Origin of the sequence: Streptomyces sp. NPDC002701, assembly GCF_042889045.1 — a bacterium.
GTDB lineage: Bacteria > Actinomycetota > Actinomycetes > Streptomycetales > Streptomycetaceae > Streptomyces.
This window is the reverse complement of the sequence record NZ_JBIAQL010000008.1, coordinates 286,177-301,854: the sequence shown is the minus strand read 5'-3', so window position 1 is coordinate 301,854 and position 15,678 is coordinate 286,177. Positions and strand designations below refer to the sequence as shown.

The 15,678-nt window shown below is 71.3% G+C and carries 11 protein-coding genes; 8 read left to right on the top strand and 3 right to left on the bottom strand.

Translation table 11 applies throughout. From position 1 onward, the window contains the following. Positions 1–235 precede the first annotated feature (235 nt). Both gltB and ACFYXC_RS23420 read left to right on the top strand, forming a co-directional pair. Positions 236–4,840 carry a glutamate synthase large subunit gene (gene gltB, locus ACFYXC_RS23425; protein WP_388919817.1) on the top strand — a complete coding sequence of 1,535 codons (4,605 nt, stop codon included), beginning with the start codon at positions 236–238 and terminating at the stop codon, positions 4,838–4,840. Then, entirely contained in the window at positions 4,833–6,293 is a 1,461-nt protein-coding gene (locus ACFYXC_RS23420; protein ID WP_389553918.1) for a glutamate synthase subunit beta, read from the top strand. The genes gltB and ACFYXC_RS23420 overlap by 8 nt, the downstream gene beginning before the upstream one ends. Before the next feature lie 188 nt (positions 6,294–6,481). Here ACFYXC_RS23420 and ACFYXC_RS23415 read toward each other — a convergent pair whose 3' ends face one another. Continuing rightward, entirely contained in the window at positions 6,482–7,309 is an 828-nt protein-coding gene (locus tag ACFYXC_RS23415) for a chitosanase (RefSeq protein WP_389553917.1), read from the bottom strand. A 74-nt stretch (positions 7,310–7,383) separates the two neighbouring features. On the opposite strand from ACFYXC_RS23415, the gene ACFYXC_RS23410 reads away from it, so the two are divergent. From ACFYXC_RS23410 to ACFYXC_RS23400, 3 genes are all read left to right on the top strand, one after another. Beyond that, a complete protein-coding gene (locus ACFYXC_RS23410; protein WP_388919829.1) occupies positions 7,384–7,608 on the top strand; it encodes a hypothetical protein in 225 nt (74 codons plus the stop codon). Between the two features lie 5 nt (positions 7,609–7,613). After that, positions 7,614–8,744 carry a hypothetical protein gene (locus ACFYXC_RS23405; RefSeq protein ID WP_389553916.1) on the top strand — a complete coding sequence of 377 codons (1,131 nt, stop codon included), beginning with the start codon at positions 7,614–7,616 and terminating at the stop codon, positions 8,742–8,744. A 223-nt stretch (positions 8,745–8,967) separates the two neighbouring features. After that, positions 8,968–10,608, top strand: coding sequence for a cytochrome bc complex cytochrome b subunit (locus ACFYXC_RS23400; protein ID WP_389553915.1), 1,641 nt, complete (start codon positions 8,968–8,970; stop codon positions 10,606–10,608). On the opposite strand, the gene ACFYXC_RS23395 is transcribed toward ACFYXC_RS23400, so the two are convergent. Further along, positions 10,583–11,686 (bottom strand): acyl-CoA dehydrogenase family protein, encoded by a 1,104-nt coding sequence (locus ACFYXC_RS23395; protein ID WP_389553950.1) that lies wholly within the window; start codon positions 11,684–11,686, stop codon positions 10,583–10,585. The genes ACFYXC_RS23400 and ACFYXC_RS23395 overlap by 26 nt on opposite strands. Then, complete coding sequence (locus ACFYXC_RS23390) at positions 11,686–12,843, bottom strand: acyl-CoA dehydrogenase family protein (RefSeq protein WP_389553914.1); 1,158 nt, start codon at positions 12,841–12,843, stop codon at positions 11,686–11,688. Before ACFYXC_RS23390 ends, ACFYXC_RS23395 begins: the two co-directional genes overlap by 1 nt. A gap of 62 nt (positions 12,844–12,905) precedes the next feature. Here ACFYXC_RS23390 and ACFYXC_RS23385 point away from each other — a divergent pair, with 62 nt between their 5' ends. The 3 genes from ACFYXC_RS23385 (at position 12,906) to ACFYXC_RS23375 (ending at position 15,678) form a co-directional block, all read left to right on the top strand. Next, positions 12,906–13,691, top strand: a complete 786-nt coding sequence (locus tag ACFYXC_RS23385; RefSeq protein ID WP_388919842.1) for an SDR family oxidoreductase — start codon at positions 12,906–12,908, stop codon at positions 13,689–13,691. A gap of 186 nt (positions 13,692–13,877) precedes the next feature. Beyond that, entirely contained in the window at positions 13,878–14,492 is a 615-nt protein-coding gene (locus tag ACFYXC_RS23380) for a TetR/AcrR family transcriptional regulator (protein WP_389553913.1), read from the top strand. 28 nt (positions 14,493–14,520) lie between these two features. Next, positions 14,521–15,678, top strand: coding sequence for an acetyl-CoA C-acetyltransferase (locus ACFYXC_RS23375; RefSeq protein ID WP_389553912.1), 1,158 nt, complete (start codon positions 14,521–14,523; stop codon positions 15,676–15,678).

Here is a 15,678-nt window from a genome sequence, read left to right as displayed (position 1 = left end):
TGACGTTGCCCGCCGCGATCGGGCCGACGGTCATTGATCTGTCCGAAAAGGTCCCCTTCTCCAGCCGCCACGAGCGGCCCGCCGTCGCACCCCGCGGCGTCCGCATGGTGAAACGCGGTATCCGGTTCACGAGAACCGCTCCATCATGTAACCTGCACGAAATTTTGCACTCCTCGCTCAGGGCCAACGTCGTCCCTCTGCCATTGCATATGCCACGACGACGACGGGAGAGCCGATGCGTACGCCGCGCCAGCCGTCCCAGCACTCCGCGAATGGCCAGAAGTGGTCCTTCATGGATGCTCGCCCTGCCGCGCAGGGGATGTACGACCCGCGTAACGAGCACGACGCCTGCGGCGTCGGCTTCGTGGCGACCCTCACCGGCGAGGCGAGCCATGCGCTGGTCGAGCAGGCGCTGACCGTGCTCCGCAATCTGGAGCATCGCGGCGCGACCGGCTCGGAACCCGACTCCGGCGACGGCGCGGGCATCCTGTCCCAGGTACCCGACGCCTTCTTCCGCGAGGTGGCCGGATTCGAGCTGCCCGAGGCGGGCTCGTACGCGGTCGGCATCGCCTTCCTCCCGGAGGAGAGCCTCGACGAGGCCGTCTCACGGATCGAGACGATCGCCGCCGAGGAGGACCTCACGGTCCTCGGCTGGCGCGAGGTGCCGGTCGCCCCGGGACTCCTCGGCGTCACCGCCCGCTCGACGATGCCCCTCTTCCGCCAGGTCTTCGTCACCGACCGTTCCAGCCAGGGCATCGACCTCGACCGCAAGGCGTTCGTGCTGCGCAAGCGCGCCGAGCGCGAGGCCGGCGTGTACTTCCCGTCGCTCTCCGCCCGCACCATCGTCTACAAGGGCATGCTGACCACCGGCCAGCTGGAGCCCTTCTTCCCGGACCTGTCCGACCGCCGCTTCGCCTCCGCGATCGCGCTCGTGCACTCCCGGTTCTCCACGAACACCTTCCCGAGCTGGCCGCTCGCCCACCCGTACCGCTTCGTCGCGCACAACGGCGAGATCAACACGGTCAAGGGCAACCGCAACTGGATGGTCGCCCGCGAGTCCCAGCTCGTCTCGAACCTCTTCGGCGCCGACAAGGACCTGGAGAGGATCTTCCCGGTCTGTACGCCCGACGCGTCCGACTCCGCCTCCTTCGACGAGGTCCTGGAGCTGCTGCACCTCGGCGGCCGGTCCCTCCCGCACTCCGTGCTGATGATGATCCCGGAGGCGTGGGAGAACCACGACTCCATGGACCCCGCCCGCCGCGCCTTCTACCAGTTCCACTCCACGATGATGGAGCCCTGGGACGGCCCGGCCTGCGTCACCTTCACCGACGGCACCCAGGTCGGCGCGGTCCTCGACCGCAACGGCCTGCGCCCCGGCCGCTACTGGGTCACCGACGACGGCCTCGTCGTCCTCGGCTCCGAGGTCGGCGTCCTCGACATCGACCCCGCGAAGGTCGTCCGCAAGGGCCGCCTGCAGCCCGGCCGCATGTTCCTCGTGGACACCGCCGAGCACCGCATCATCGAGGACGACGAGATCAAGGCCGGCCTCGCCGCCGAGAACCCGTACGCCGACTGGCTCGAAGCCGGCGAGATCGAACTGTCCGACCTGCCCGAGCGCGAGCACATCGTGCACACCCACGCCTCGGTCACCCGCCGCCAGCAGACCTTCGGCTACACCGAGGAAGAGCTGCGCGTCATCCTCGCCCCGATGGCCAAGACCGGCGGCGAACCCCTCGGCTCCATGGGCACGGACTCGCCGATCGCGGCCCTGTCCGAGCGCCCGCGGCTGCTCTTCGACTACTTCACCCAGCTGTTCGCCCAGGTCACCAACCCGCCGCTGGACGCCATCCGCGAGGAGCTCGTCACCTCGCTGCGCTCCTCGCTCGGCCCCGCGGGCAACCTCCTGGAGCCGACCGCCGCGTCCTGTCGCAGCGTCACCCTGCCCTTCCCGGTGATCGACAACGACGAGCTGGCCAAGCTCATCCACATCAACGCCGACGGCGACATGCCGGGCATGAAGGCCGCGACGCTCTCCGGCCTGTACCGGGTCTCCGGCGGCGGCGACTCCCTCGCCGCCCGCATCGAGGAGATCTGCACCGAGGCCGACGCCGCCATCGAGAACGGCGCCCGGCTGATCGTCCTCTCCGACCGGCACTCCGACGCCGAGCACGCGCCGATCCCCTCGCTGCTGCTCACCGCGGCCGTCCACCACCACCTCATCCGCACCAAGCAGCGCACCCAGGTGGGACTGCTGGTCGAGGCCGGTGACGTCCGCGAGGTCCACCACGTGGCCCTCCTCATCGGCTTCGGCGCCGCGGCCGTCAACCCGTACCTGGCGATGGAGTCCGTGGAGGACCTGGTCAGGGCGGGCACGTTCCTGCCGGGCGTCGAGCCCGAGCAGGCCATCCGCAACCTCATATACGCCCTCGGCAAGGGCGTCCTTAAGGTCATGTCCAAGATGGGCATCTCGACCGTCGCCTCCTACCGCGGCGCCCAGGTCTTCGAGGCCGTCGGTCTCGACGCGGCCTTCGTACAGAAGTACTTCAGCGGCACCGCCACCAAGATCGGCGGCGTCGGCATCGACGTCATCGCCCAGGAGGTCGCCGCCCGCCACGCGAAGGCGTACCCGGCCAGCGGCATCGCGCCCGCGCACCGCGCCCTCGACATCGGCGGCGAGTACCAGTGGCGCCGCGAGGGCGAGCCGCACCTGTTCGACCCCGAGACGGTCTTCCGCCTCCAGCACTCGGCGCGCAGCAACCGCTACGACATCTTCAAGAAGTACACGGACCGCGTGAACGAGCAGTCCGAGCGCCTCATGACGCTGCGCGGCCTGTTCGGCTTCGCCTCGGGCCGCGAGCCGGTCCCGCTCGACGAGGTCGAGCCCGTCAGCGAGATCGTCAAGCGCTTCTCCACCGGCGCCATGTCCTACGGCTCCATCTCCAAGGAAGCCCACGAGACGCTCGCCATCGCCATGAACCAGCTGGGCGCCAAGTCCAACACCGGTGAGGGCGGCGAGGACCCGGACCGCCTCTACGACCCGGCGCGCCGCTCCTCGATCAAGCAGGTCGCCTCCGGCCGCTTCGGCGTCACCTCCGAGTACCTGGTCAACGCGGACGACATCCAGATCAAGATGGCCCAGGGCGCCAAGCCCGGCGAGGGCGGCCAGCTGCCCGGCCACAAGGTGTACCCCTGGGTCGCGAAGACCCGGCACAGCACCCCGGGCGTCGGCCTGATCTCCCCGCCGCCGCACCACGACATCTACTCCATCGAGGACCTCGCCCAGCTGATCCACGACCTGAAGAACGCGAACCCGCAGGCGCGGATCCACGTGAAGCTGGTCTCCGAGGTCGGCGTCGGCACGGTCGCCGCCGGTGTCTCCAAGGCGCACGCCGACGTCGTCCTGATCTCCGGCCACGACGGCGGTACGGGCGCCTCCCCGCTGACCTCGCTCAAGCACGCGGGCGGCCCCTGGGAGCTCGGCCTCGCCGAGACCCAGCAGACGCTGCTCCTGAACGGCCTGCGCGACCGCATCGTCGTCCAGACCGACGGCCAGCTGAAGACCGGCCGTGACGTCGTCATCGCCGCGCTCCTCGGCGCCGAGGAGTTCGGTTTCGCGACCGCGCCGCTCGTCGTCTCCGGCTGCGTCATGATGCGCGTCTGCCACCTGGACACCTGCCCGGTCGGCATCGCCACACAGAACCCGGTCCTGCGCGACCGGTTCACCGGCAAGGCCGAGTACATCGTGAACTTCTTCAAGTTCATCGCCGAAGAGGTCCGCGAGATCCTCGCCGAGCTGGGCTTCCGCTCCATCGAGGAGGCCGTCGGCCACGCCGAGGCGCTCGACGTCGCCCGTGCCGTCGACCACTGGAAGGCGCAGGGCCTGGACCTGTCCCCGCTCTTCTACGTGCCCGAGCTGCCCGAGGGCGCGGCCCTCCACCAGACCGTCGAGCAGGACCACGGCCTGGCGAAGGCGCTCGACAACGAGCTGATCAAGCTCGCCTCCGACGCCCTCGCCGCGTCCAGCGCCACCGAGGCCCAGCCGGTGCGCGCCCAGGTCGCGATCCGCAACATCAACCGCACGGTCGGCACCATGCTCGGCCACGAGGTGACGAAGAAGTTCGGCGGCGCGGGCCTGCCCGACGACACGATCGACATCACCTTCACGGGCTCCGCGGGCCAGTCCTTCGGCGCGTTCCTGCCGCGCGGTGTGACGCTGCGCCTGGAGGGCGACGCCAACGACTACGTCGGCAAGGGCCTCTCCGGCGGCCGTGTGGTCGTCCGCCCCGACCGGGGCGCCGACCACCTCGCCGAGTTCTCCACGATCGCGGGCAACACCATCGCCTACGGCGCGACGGGCGGCGAGCTGTTCCTGCGCGGCCGCACCGGTGAGCGGTTCTGCGTCCGCAACTCCGGCGCGACCGTGGTCGCCGAGGGCGTGGGCGACCACGGCTGCGAGTACATGACCGGCGGTCACGCCGTCGTGCTCGGCGAGACGGGCCGCAACTTCGCGGCCGGCATGTCGGGCGGCATCGCGTACGTCGTCGACCTGGACCGCGACAACGTCAACGCCGGCAACCTCGGCGCGATCGAGGCCCTCGACGACACCGACAAGCAGTGGCTGCACGACGTCGTGCGCCGCCACCAGGAGGAGACGGCCTCCACCGTCGCCGAGAAGCTCCTCGCCGAGTGGGACAGCCCCGATGGGGGTGCGGCCCGCTTCAGCAAGATCATCCCCAGTACGTACAAGGCAGTGCTCGCCGCCAAGGACGCCGCCGAGCGAGCCGGACTCGACGAGTCCGCGATCACCGAGAAGATGATGGAGGCGGCGACCAATGGCTGATCCCAAGGGCTTTCTCAACCACGGCCGCGAGGTCGCCAGGACCCGCCCCGTGCAGGAGCGCGTCAGGGACTGGAACGAGGTCTACGTCCCGGGCTCCCTCCTCCCGATCATCCCCACGCAGGCATCGCGCTGCATGGACTGCGGCATCCCGTTCTGTCACAACGGCTGTCCGCTCGGGAACCTCATCCCCGAGTGGAACGACTTCGCGTACCGCGAGGACTGGTCCGCCGCCTCCGACCGGCTGCACGCCACGAACAACTTCCCGGAGTTCACCGGGCGGCTGTGCCCCGCCCCCTGCGAGTCGGCGTGCGTGCTGGGCATCAACCAGCCGCCCGTGACCATCAAGAACGTCGAGGTCTCCATCATCGACAAGGCGTGGGACGGCGGGAACGTCGCTCCCCAGGCCCCCGAACGCCTGTCCGGCAAGACGGTCGCCGTCATCGGCTCGGGCCCCGCGGGCCTGGCCGCCGCCCAGCAGCTGACCCGGGCCGGCCACACGGTCGCGGTCTACGAGCGCGCCGACCGCGTCGGCGGCCTGCTGCGCTACGGCATCCCCGAGTTCAAGATGGAGAAGCGGCACATCAACCGCCGTATCGAGCAGATGCGCGCGGAGGGCACACGCTTCCGTACCGGCGTCGAGATCGGCCGCGACCTCAACGCGACCGACCTGCGCAAGCGGTACGACGCCGTCGTCATCGCGGCCGGCGCGACCGTCTCCCGCGACCTGCCCGTCCCCGGACGCGAACTGAACGGCATCCACTTCGCGATGGAGTACCTGCCGCTCGCCAACAAGGTGCAGGAGGGCGACTTCGTGGCGCCCCCCATCACCGCCGAGGGCAAGCACGTCGTCGTCATCGGCGGCGGCGACACCGGCGCCGACTGCGTGGGCACCGCCCACCGCCAGGGCGCGGCCTCCGTCACGCAGCTGGAGATCATGCCCCAGCCGGGCGAGGACCGGGCCCCGCACCAGCCCTGGCCGACGTTCCCCATGCTCTACAAGGTGACCTCCGCGCACGAGGAGGGCGGCGAGCGGGTCTACTCCGTCTCCACCACCCACTTCGAGGGCGACGAGGACGGCAACGTGCAGTGGCTGCACCTCGGCGAGGTCGAGTTCATCGACGGCAAGCTGACGCCCAAGCCGGGCACGGAGCGCAGGATCCCCGCCCAGCTGGTCACCCTCGCGATGGGCTTCACCGGCACCGACCAGGAGAACGGGCTGGTCTCCCAGTTCGCCCTCGAACTCGACGAGCGCGGCAACATCGCGCGCGACGGCGACTACGCGACCAACGTGCCCGGCGTGTTCGTCGCCGGTGACGCCGGGCGCGGGCAGTCCCTCATCGTGTGGGCCATCGCGGAGGGCCGCTCGGCCGCCCGCGGGGTCGACCGCTTCCTGACCGGGACCAGCGAGCTGCCGGCTCCGGTCCGCCCCACGGACCGTTCCCTGATGGTCTGACGCTCCACCCCCAAGACGTCCCGTACAACGGCGTACGGAACTGAGCGCGGCGCCTGCCCTTTGTCCCCGACCGGACACTGGTGGGCGCCGTGGTGCGTGTGGGGGTGCGTGTGCGTGCGTGTGCGTCTGCGGGCCGGTGGGGGCTGGTCGCGCAGTTCCCCGCGCCCCTGGGTACCTCAGGCGCCAGCTCAGTCGATCTCGTACGGCTGGCCGTAGACCTTCCATGTCAGGGGGAGGTGGAGGTCCAGGTTCCCGTCGTAGAGGAAACGCCGCTGGGCCGTGTCCACGCGGGACGTGTCCCGGCCCTCGTCCTTCATCGTCTGGCGCCGCGTGTCGAGGAAGATGTCGAGGTACGCCTCCTCCTCGCCCCCCTCCGCGGGAGTGTCCGCCTGGGCGACGGCCCGCTCACGGATGCCGTAAAAGCCGGGATCGGTACCGGGCCCGTGCATGACCATCGCGTCGTAGTAGATGAACTGCCCGAGCACACCGAGCCCGTCGCGCTTCGCGAGGCGGACCGCGGGGTCGAAGTACACCCGGTCACGCTCGGCGTCCTGGACCCGTCGGAACGCCGCCTTCCCGGCCTCCGCCCGCCACGCCGCCTCGAACCCTGCTCCCAGTCCGTCGTGCGACGCGGATCCGTCCACCTCGCGGAGAGCGGGCAGATAGCGCGCCAGCCGGTTGCCCGGACGGTCCTTCGTGTACCGCTCGACCAGGACGAGCAGATCGTGCGTACCGGTGGTGAAGCCGATGATGCCCGCGGTGTACCCGCGCCCGTCGCCGATGTCCTCGACGTAGTCGTACTGGGCGCGCCAGTCGAGACTGGAGTTCTCCGCGCTGGACACGATCTGCTGCGCCAGGTCCTTCTTGTCCGGCGCGTCCAGTCCCGCGGACGAGGCCGGAGCCGAGGTCCGGGCGTCCGGGCGCGCGCCGTCACCGCTGCCGTCGGGCCCGGCGAAGCACGCCGCCACCGCGACGAGAGGGACGGTGACGAACAGCAGACGGCCAGCGCGTTTCATGCGCAAAGAGTACGATCGGCCCAGGGTGCCGTGCCGCATCGGGTGGAGTATCGGTGAGCGTCGGGGGAGGACCTGTGAGCGCGGACGAACTGACGCTGCTGCGGGCGGAGTTGGGCGCTCCGCTGCCGGAGGGGTTCGCCTCGCTGGACAGCGCGCAGGCCCTGCTGCTGACCGACGCGCTGCACCGGGCCCGCGAGCGCCGGGCGTCCGGACTGAACGAGGCCGTCGAGGACGCCCTCACCCTCGTACCTGCCCTGACCAGGGAACCTGTCCGCCGGATGCTCTTCCGTCACGGATGACCCGCGTGGACACACTGCGCGGCAGAGCCGAGAGGCTGAAGCTCGCACGGCTGCTGGACGCCGAGCCACAGCACCTGGCGTTCCTCGACGAACTGCCCGTGGACGACGTACGCCTCTTCCGTGAGCGGACCGTCGCCGCGCTCTTCGACGACGACCCCGGGCTGCTCGACCGCATCGCCGCCGTGACGAGACTGCTGCCCGCCGGGGTCGCCGCGGGCATCGCGCAGAAGGCACTGGGCCCGCGCCTGGCCGCCGCGCTCGCCGGGCGCCTCGAACCGGCGCGCGCGGCCGACATCATCGACCGGCTCCCGGCCCCCTTCACGGCCCGCTGCTGCCACCACGTCGACCCCCGCCGCATCGCCGGGATCATGGGCCGGCTGGACGACGACATCGTCGTACGCATCGCCCTCGTCCTCGCCGAACGCGGCGACCATCTCACGATGGGCCGGTTCGTCGGCCACCTGCGGGACTCGGCGCTGAAGAGCGTTCTGCCGCAGCTCGCGGAAACGACTCTGCTGCGCACGGGCTTCGTCATCGACCATCCCGAACGGCTCGGGCACATCGTCGCCCTGCTGGACGACGAGCGGCTCTCCGCCGTCATCGGGGCCGCCGCCGACCACGACCTGTGGCCGGAGGCCATCGCCGTCGCGAGCATGGCGACCGCGGAACAGCGGGCCCGGATCGCGTCACTGACCGCCGCCCAGCCCGAGGCCCGGCTCGACTCCCTGATCCGCGTCACCGCCGAGCAGGACCTGTGGGAGTCACTGCTGCCCATCGTGTCCCTCCTGAGCGAGGACGAGTTGCGGACCGTCACCACGCTGCCCGCACTGCGCGACCCGGTCGTGCTCGACGGCCTCGTCCGGGGGGTGGTGGCCACCGGGCTGTGGGGCGACTTCCTGCCGATGGTGCGGGTGCTGCCGCCCACGGCCCGGCGGGTCGTGGCGAGGGCCGCTGGCGCGCTGGACGACGCCGGACTCGACGCGCTGGCGCGCGGCGTCGACAAGGAGGACCTGTGGGAACTGGTGCTCCCACTCGCCGAGTTCATGGACGACACAACCGCCCGACGCCTTCTGGAACGAGCCGCGTTCGCCACCGAGTCGGGGCGGCTACGCAGATTCCCCGCGCCCCGTCAGTAACCGACTGGGCCCCCGTCGTCGGGGATGCTGTCGTGACAGGCGCGCGGTGACTCCGGGCCGCGGCCGGACTTCCGGCGCGCCCCCGCCCCATCCACACCCCCAGGGGGCGAGGAACGGCGTGGCCGGTCCCCGCCGGCCGTCGGCCGGAGAGCCGCCGTGCACACCCCTTTGGCTTCGCAGTGCCCCGTGCCACTCTGAACTGAGCCTATGGGGAGGGCCGCACATGGACGGGCGGAGCAACGGACGGAGCAGCACACGCCCTGAACGGGCGGGCAACGGCGAGAAGCTGGCCGACTGGGCCGACGGCCGACTGGGCATCCACACCCTCGCCAAGAACCAGATGCGCAAGGTGTTCCCGGACCACTGGTCCTTCATGCTGGGCGAGGTCTGCCTCTACAGCTTCCTCATCCTCATCCTCACCGGCGTCTACCTCACCCTCTTCTTCGAACCGAGCGGCGTGGAAGTCGTCTACCACGGCTCGTACGAGCCCCTCAACGGCATCGTCATGACCAGGGCGTACGAGTCCACCCTCGACATCAGCTTCGACGTCCGCGGCGGACTGCTCATCCGCCAGATCCACCACTGGGCAGCCCTCGTCTTCGTCGCGGGCATGCTCGTGCACATGATGCGCGTGTTCTTCACGGGCGCGTTCCGCAAGCCGCGCGAGCTGAACTGGGTGTTCGGCTGGACGCTGCTGTTCCTCGGCATCCTCACCGGCCTGACCGGCTACTCGCTCCCCGACGACCTGCTCTCCGGCACCGGCATCCGCTTCGCCCAGGGCGCGATCCTGTCCGTGCCGGTCGTCGGCACGTACCTCTCGTTCTTCCTCTTCGGCGGGGAGTTCCCGGGCCACGACATCATCTCCCGGCTCTTCCCGATCCATGTCCTGCTGCTGCCCGGCATCATGCTCGGCCTGATCGTCGCCCACCTGATCCTGGTCTTCTACCACAAGCACACGCAGTACCCCGGCCCCGGCCGCGACCAGAAGTCCGTCGTCGGCATGCCGTTCATGCCGGTCTACATGGCCAAGGCGGGCGGCTTCTTCTTCCTGGTCTTCGGCGTGCTGTCGATGATGGGCGCCATCGCCACCGTCAACCCCGTATGGGCGTTCGGCCCCTACCGCCCGGACCTGGTCACCACCGGCGCCCAGCCGGACTGGTACCTCGGCTTCTCCGAGGGGCTGATCCGGGTGATGCCGGGATGGGAGATCAACGCCTGGGGCCACACCCTGGCGCTCGGCGTCTTCATCCCCTTCACCCTCTTCCCGCTGATCCTCCTGGCGATCGGCGTCTATCCGTTCGTCGAGGCGTGGATCACCGGGGACAGACGCGAGCACCACATCCTGGACCGCCCCCGCAACGTTCCCACGCGCACCGCGCTCGGCGTGGCCTGGCTGAGCCTGTACGGGGTACTCCTGATCGGCGGCGGCAACGACATCGTCGCGACCCACCTGCACCTGTCGATCAACGCGATCACCTGGTTCGTCCGGATCGCCTTCTTCGTGGTGCCGGTGCTCGCCTTCGTCGTCACCAGACGCGTCTGCCTCGGCCTCCAGCGCCGCGACCGGGACAAGGTGCTGCACGGCAGGGAGTCCGGCACCATCAAGCGGCTGGCGCACGGGGAGTACGTCGAGGTGCACGAACCCCTCTCCCAGGCCCAGCGGTTCACCCTCACCCAGCACGAACAGGCGCCGCCCTACGACGTGGGCCCGCTCGTCGACGCGAACGGCGTCGAACGGAAGGCCAGGACCTCGCAGCGCCTGCGGGCCCGCCTCGCCCGGGCCATGTACGGGCAGAACGCGCACATTCCCAAGCCGACCGCCGAGGAGTACCGCGAACTCACGAGCAGCGACGACCACCACTGAACGGGTCCGGGTGAGTGCCGAGCACCAGCGCCCGGCAGGCGGCGGGACCGCCCCAGGCGGACCGCAGCGCCCGCGCCTTGGTCAGCCACAGCGAGAGGTCGTACTCCGCGGTGTAGCCGATCGCGCCGTGCAACTGCAGGGCCGTGCGGGCGGTGGCGTACGCCGCCTCGCACGCCGCGACCTTCGCGGCGGCGATGTCCGCCGGGTCCATCGACAGCGCGGCGCCGAACAGCAGCGGGCGGGCGAACTCCAGCGCGATCTTCGCGTCGGCCAGCCGGTGCCTGACCGCCTGGAAGGAACCGACGGGCACGCCGAACTGGTGGCGCCGCTTGACGTGGGCCACGGTCCGGTCGAGCAGGGCGAGACCCACCCCTAGGGCCTGGGCGGCGGTCGCCAGACGCGCCCGGAGCAGAGCGTCGGCTGCGCCCGCGGCGACCCGCGGCCCGGCGGCCAGCAGCTCACCTCCCGGGCGCGGGAGACAGAGACGGCGAGCGGGATCCAGAGACCGGCGGACCCCAGCCCCGTCCCCGCCACGGAACGACCCCGCCCGCGCCACCCACAACTCGGGAACCCCGCCCCCGCCCACGTCCCCGGCCCCTGCCGCGGATGCCGCATCTGCGGACACCCCGCCCCCGGCCGGCTCCGCCTCCGGCACGGTCACGACCAGCTGCACATCCGCCACGTCCCCGTCCAGGACGTACGGCCCCCCGCCCGGCAGCGCCACCGTGGCGACCGTCTCGCCGCGGGCCAGCCCCGGCAGGAACCTCTTCGCGGGACCCGGCCCGGAGAGCAGCGCGGCCGCCGCCACCGTCTCCACCAGCGGCCCCGGCACCGCATGCCGCCCCAACTCGACGAACGCCACCACGAGTTCGACGGGCCGCGGGCCGAGTCCCTCGTACGCCTCGGGGACCGCCAGCGCGAACACCCCCGCGTCGGCGAGACGCGACCACAGCGCACGCCCGGCCGCGGGGTCCCCGGCACTCCAGGACCGTACGACCGCGGGCGTGTCCGCCGCCGTCAGGAGCGCGTCCAGGGAACGGGCGAAGGCGGTCTGTTCGTCGTCCAGGAGGAAGCGCATCACCGGCGCCCCCCCGGCAGCCGCGGCAGACCGAGGAGCCGCTCGGCGACGATGTTCCGCTGGATCTCGTTCGTGCCCGCGTAGACGGGTCCCGCGAGCGAGAAGACGTACCCCTCGGACCAGCCCCCTCCGCCCTCGTCCGCCATCTCCCCGTCGGCGCCGAGGAGATCGAGCGCCGTCTCGTGCAGGGCGATGTCGTACTCGGACCAGAAGACCTTGTTCAGGCTGGACTCCGGCCCGAAGGGCTCGCCGTCGAGGAAGCGGGACGCGGCCGCGTACGTGAACAACTGGTACGCGCGGGCGCCGATCACCGCGTCGGCCACCCGGTCGCGGGTGACCGGATCCCGGCCGCGCTCGTGCCAGAGCGCGGCCAGCCGGGCGGCCGACGCCAGGAAGCGGCCCGGCGGACGGAGCGTCAGACCGCGCTCGTTGCCCGCCGTGGACATCGCCACCCGCCAGCCCTGGCCGGGCTCCCCGATCACGTCCTCGTCCGGCACGAACACCTCGTCGAGGAAGATCTCGGCGAAGGCCGGCTTCCCGTCCAGCCGGCCGATCGGACGGACGGTCACCCCCGGCGCCCGCAGGTCGAACATCAGGTAGGTGAGGCCCTGATGCGGCTTCGGCAGGTCCGGCTCGCTGCGGAACAGGCCGAACGCGCGATCGGCGAACGCGGCCCGCGACGACCACGTCTTCTGCCCGCTCAGCAGCCAGCCGCCGTCCGTACGCACCGCCCTGGACCTGAGCGAGGCGAGGTCGGACCCGGCCTCCGGCTCGGACCACGCCTGCGCCCAGACGACCTCGCCCCGGGACATCGGCGGCAGGATCCGCGCACGCTGCTCCTCGGTGCCGTGGTCGAAGAGGGTCGGCGCGAGGAGGCTGACGCCGTTCTGGCCGACCCGGCCCGGGGCGCCCGCCGCGTAGTACTCCTCCTCGAAGACCAGCCACCGGACGAGCCCCGAGTCCCGGCCCCCGTACGCGGCCGGCCAGGACACCACCGACCAGCGGTCCGCCGCGAGTTCGGCCTCCCAGCCGCGGTGGGCCGCGAAGCCCTCCTCGGTCTCCAGGGAGGGCAGCGGCACCGCCGGCACGTGCGCGTCGAGCCAGGTCCGGGCCTGCGCGCGGAACGCCTCGTCGGCGGGGGAGTGTGTGAGATCCACGGGCGCCGGCCTTCCTCGGAGCAGCCTTCCCTAACAAGTGTTTGGTAGGTTAGCGTGGGCCCATGACAGACGTCGAGGGCCCGGTGTACGAGCCCGGGCACGGGCTGCTGAAGGGACGCACCGCCGTCGTCACGGCCGCCGCGGGCGCCGGCATCGGCGGTGCCACGGCCCGGCGCTTCCTGGAGGAGGGCGCGCGCGTACTGATCAGCGACGCGCACGAGCGCCGGCTGAAGGAGTACGAGGCGCGGCTGGCCGGGGAGTTCGCGGGCGTCGCGGCGCTCACCTGCGACGTCACCGACGAGACCCAGGTGCGGGCGCTCTTCGGGGCGGCCCTGCGGATGCACGGGCGACTCGACATCGTGGTCAACAACGCCGGTCTCGGCGGGACGTCGGACCTGGTCGACATGACCGACGAGCAGTGGTCGAAGGTGCTCGACGTGACACTGAACGGCACCTTCCGCTGCACCCGCGCGGCCCTGCGGGCCTTCCGGGCGGGCGGCCACGGCGGTGTGATCGTCAACAACGCCTCCGTCGTCGGCTGGCGGGCCCAGGCCGGCCAGGCGCACTACGCGGCCGCGAAGGCGGGCGTGATGGCGCTGACGCGCTGCGCGGCGATGGAGGCGGCCGGGTACGGGGTGCGGGTGAACGCCGTCGCGCCGAGCCTCGCCATGCACCCGCACCTGGTGAAGGTGACGACTCCCGAACTGCTGGCGGAGCTGACGGCACGCGAAGCCTTCGGGCGGTATGCCGAGCCGTGGGAGGTGGCCAATGTGATCGTGTTCCTGGCTTCGGGTTACTCGTCGTATCTGACGGGTGAGGTGGTCTCCGTCAGCAGCCAACATGCGTGAGCGCTCCGCTGGTTGGGCGTGGTGGGTTGGTCTGGGCGGGGTGGGCTGAGTGAGCGGAGGGGGTGGGGAAGTGGGGAGGTGGGGAGGTGTCTGCGGGAGCGTCGTAGCTGGGCGCGCAGTTCCCCGCGCCCCTTCGGCGCCTTCGGCGGCCTCGGGGTTTGAGGGCTTGGGCGGGAGAATGGGGTCGTGACCAGTCAGAAGAAGTCCCAGGTGACTGCCTCGCCCGTGCGGCGGCGGGAGATTCTCGGCACCGCTGCCGAGGTGTTCGCCGAGCAGGGCTACAACGCCACCACCGTACGTAAGATCGCGGACCACGCCGGCATGCTCGCGGGCAGCCTCTACTACCACTTCGACTCCAAGGAATCGATGCTGGAAGAGGTCCTGCGGACCTTCCTGGACGAGCTCTGGGACGGGTACGACACCGTCCTGGAGGCCGGACTCGGCCCCCGCGAGACGCTGGAGGCCCTGGTCACCGAGTCGTTCCGGGAGATCGACCGGCACCGCGCGGCCGTCGCCATCTACCAGAAGGAGTCCCGGCAGCTCGCCGTGCAGGAGCGCTTCGCGTTCCTCGCCGAGTCGCAGCGCAAGTTCGAGAAGGCGTGGCTGTCCACGCTGGAGCGGGGCGTGGCCGCCGAGGTCTTCCGGGACGACCTCGACATCCGGCTCACCTACCGGTTCGTGCGCGACACCGTGTGGGTCGCCGCGTCCTGGTACCGGCCCGGCGGACAGCACAGCCCGGACGAGATCGCCCGCCAGTACCTGTCGATGGTGCTGGACGGGATCGCCGTACGGGACCAGTGACGAGAGCTGTCGATCCCAGGGAGTCACCATGGCCGAGGCATACATCGTCGAAGCGGTCCGTACGCCCGTGGGGCGTCGCGGAGGACGCCTGGGCGGGGTCCATCCGGCCGACCTGGGCGCCCATGTGCTGAAGGCCCTGGTCGCGCGCTCCGGAGTCGACCCGGCCGCCGTCGAGGACGTCGTCCTCGGGTGCCTGGACACCGTGGGGCCGCAGGCCGGCGACATCGCGCGGACGTCGTGGCTGGCGGCCGGGCTGCCCCAGGAGGTGCCCGGGGTGACGATCGACCGGCAGTGCGGCTCCTCGCAGCAGGCCGTGCACTTCGCCGCTCAGGGCGTGCTCTCCGGCACACAGGACCTCGTGGTCGCGGGCGGCGTCCAGAACATGACGCAGATCCCCATCGCCTTCGCCTCCCGCCGCGCGGCCGAGCCGCTCGGGCTCACGCAGGGACCGTTCGCGGGCAGCGAGGGGTGGCGGGCGCGGTACGGCGACGAGCCCGTCAACCAGTTCCACGGCGCCGAACTGATCGCGGCGAAGTGGGGCATCAGCCGGCGGGACCAGGAGGAGTTCGCCCTGCGGTCCCACCGGCGGGCGCTGCGCGCGATCGACGAGGGACGCTTCCGGCGGGAGATCGAGCCGCTCGGGGACGCCGCGGTCGACGAGGGGCCGCGACGCGACACGTCCCTGGAGAAGATGGCGGGTCTGCGACCGGTGGTGGAGGGCGGCACCATCACCGCCGCGTGCTCCTCGCAGGTGTCCGACGGTGCCGCCGCGATGCTGCTCGCCTCCGAGCGGGCCGTCCGTGAGCACGGGCTCACCCCCCGGGCGCGCGTGCACCACCTCTCCGTACGCGGGGAGGACCCGATACGGATGCTGTCGGCGCCGATCCCCGCCACCGCGTACGCCCTGAAGAAGGCCGGGATGTCGATCGGCGAGATCGATCTCGTCGAGATCAACGAGGCGTTCGCGCCCGTCGTGCTGGCCTGGCTGAAGGAGACCGGGGCGGATCCCGAGCGGGTCAACGTCAACGGGGGCGCGATCGCTCTCGGGCATCCGCTGGGCGCCACGGGCGTGAAGCTGATGACGACCCTGCTCCACGAACTGGAGCGGAGCGGGGGGCGGTTCGGGCTGCAGACGATGTGTGAGGGGGGCGGGCAGGCGAACGTGACCATCATCGAGCGGCTCTAG

Coding starts and splice junctions, on each gene's coding strand:
- ACFYXC_RS23385 (WP_388919842.1), top strand. CDS start 12,906: ATGACAGACGTCGAGGGCCCGGTGTACGAGCCCGGGCACGGGCTGCTG.
- ACFYXC_RS23375 (WP_389553912.1), top strand. CDS start 14,521: ATGGCCGAGGCATACATCGTCGAAGCGGTCCGTACGCCCGTGGGGCGT.
- ACFYXC_RS23415 (WP_389553917.1), bottom strand. CDS start 7,309: ATGAAACGCGCTGGCCGTCTGCTGTTCGTCACCGTCCCTCTCGTCGCG.
- ACFYXC_RS23400 (WP_389553915.1), top strand. CDS start 8,968: ATGGACGGGCGGAGCAACGGACGGAGCAGCACACGCCCTGAACGGGCG.
- gltB (WP_388919817.1), top strand. CDS start 236: ATGCGTACGCCGCGCCAGCCGTCCCAGCACTCCGCGAATGGCCAGAAG.
- ACFYXC_RS23395 (WP_389553950.1), bottom strand. CDS start 11,686: ATGCGCTTCCTCCTGGACGACGAACAGACCGCCTTCGCCCGTTCCCTG.
- ACFYXC_RS23420 (WP_389553918.1), top strand. CDS start 4,833: ATGGCTGATCCCAAGGGCTTTCTCAACCACGGCCGCGAGGTCGCCAGG.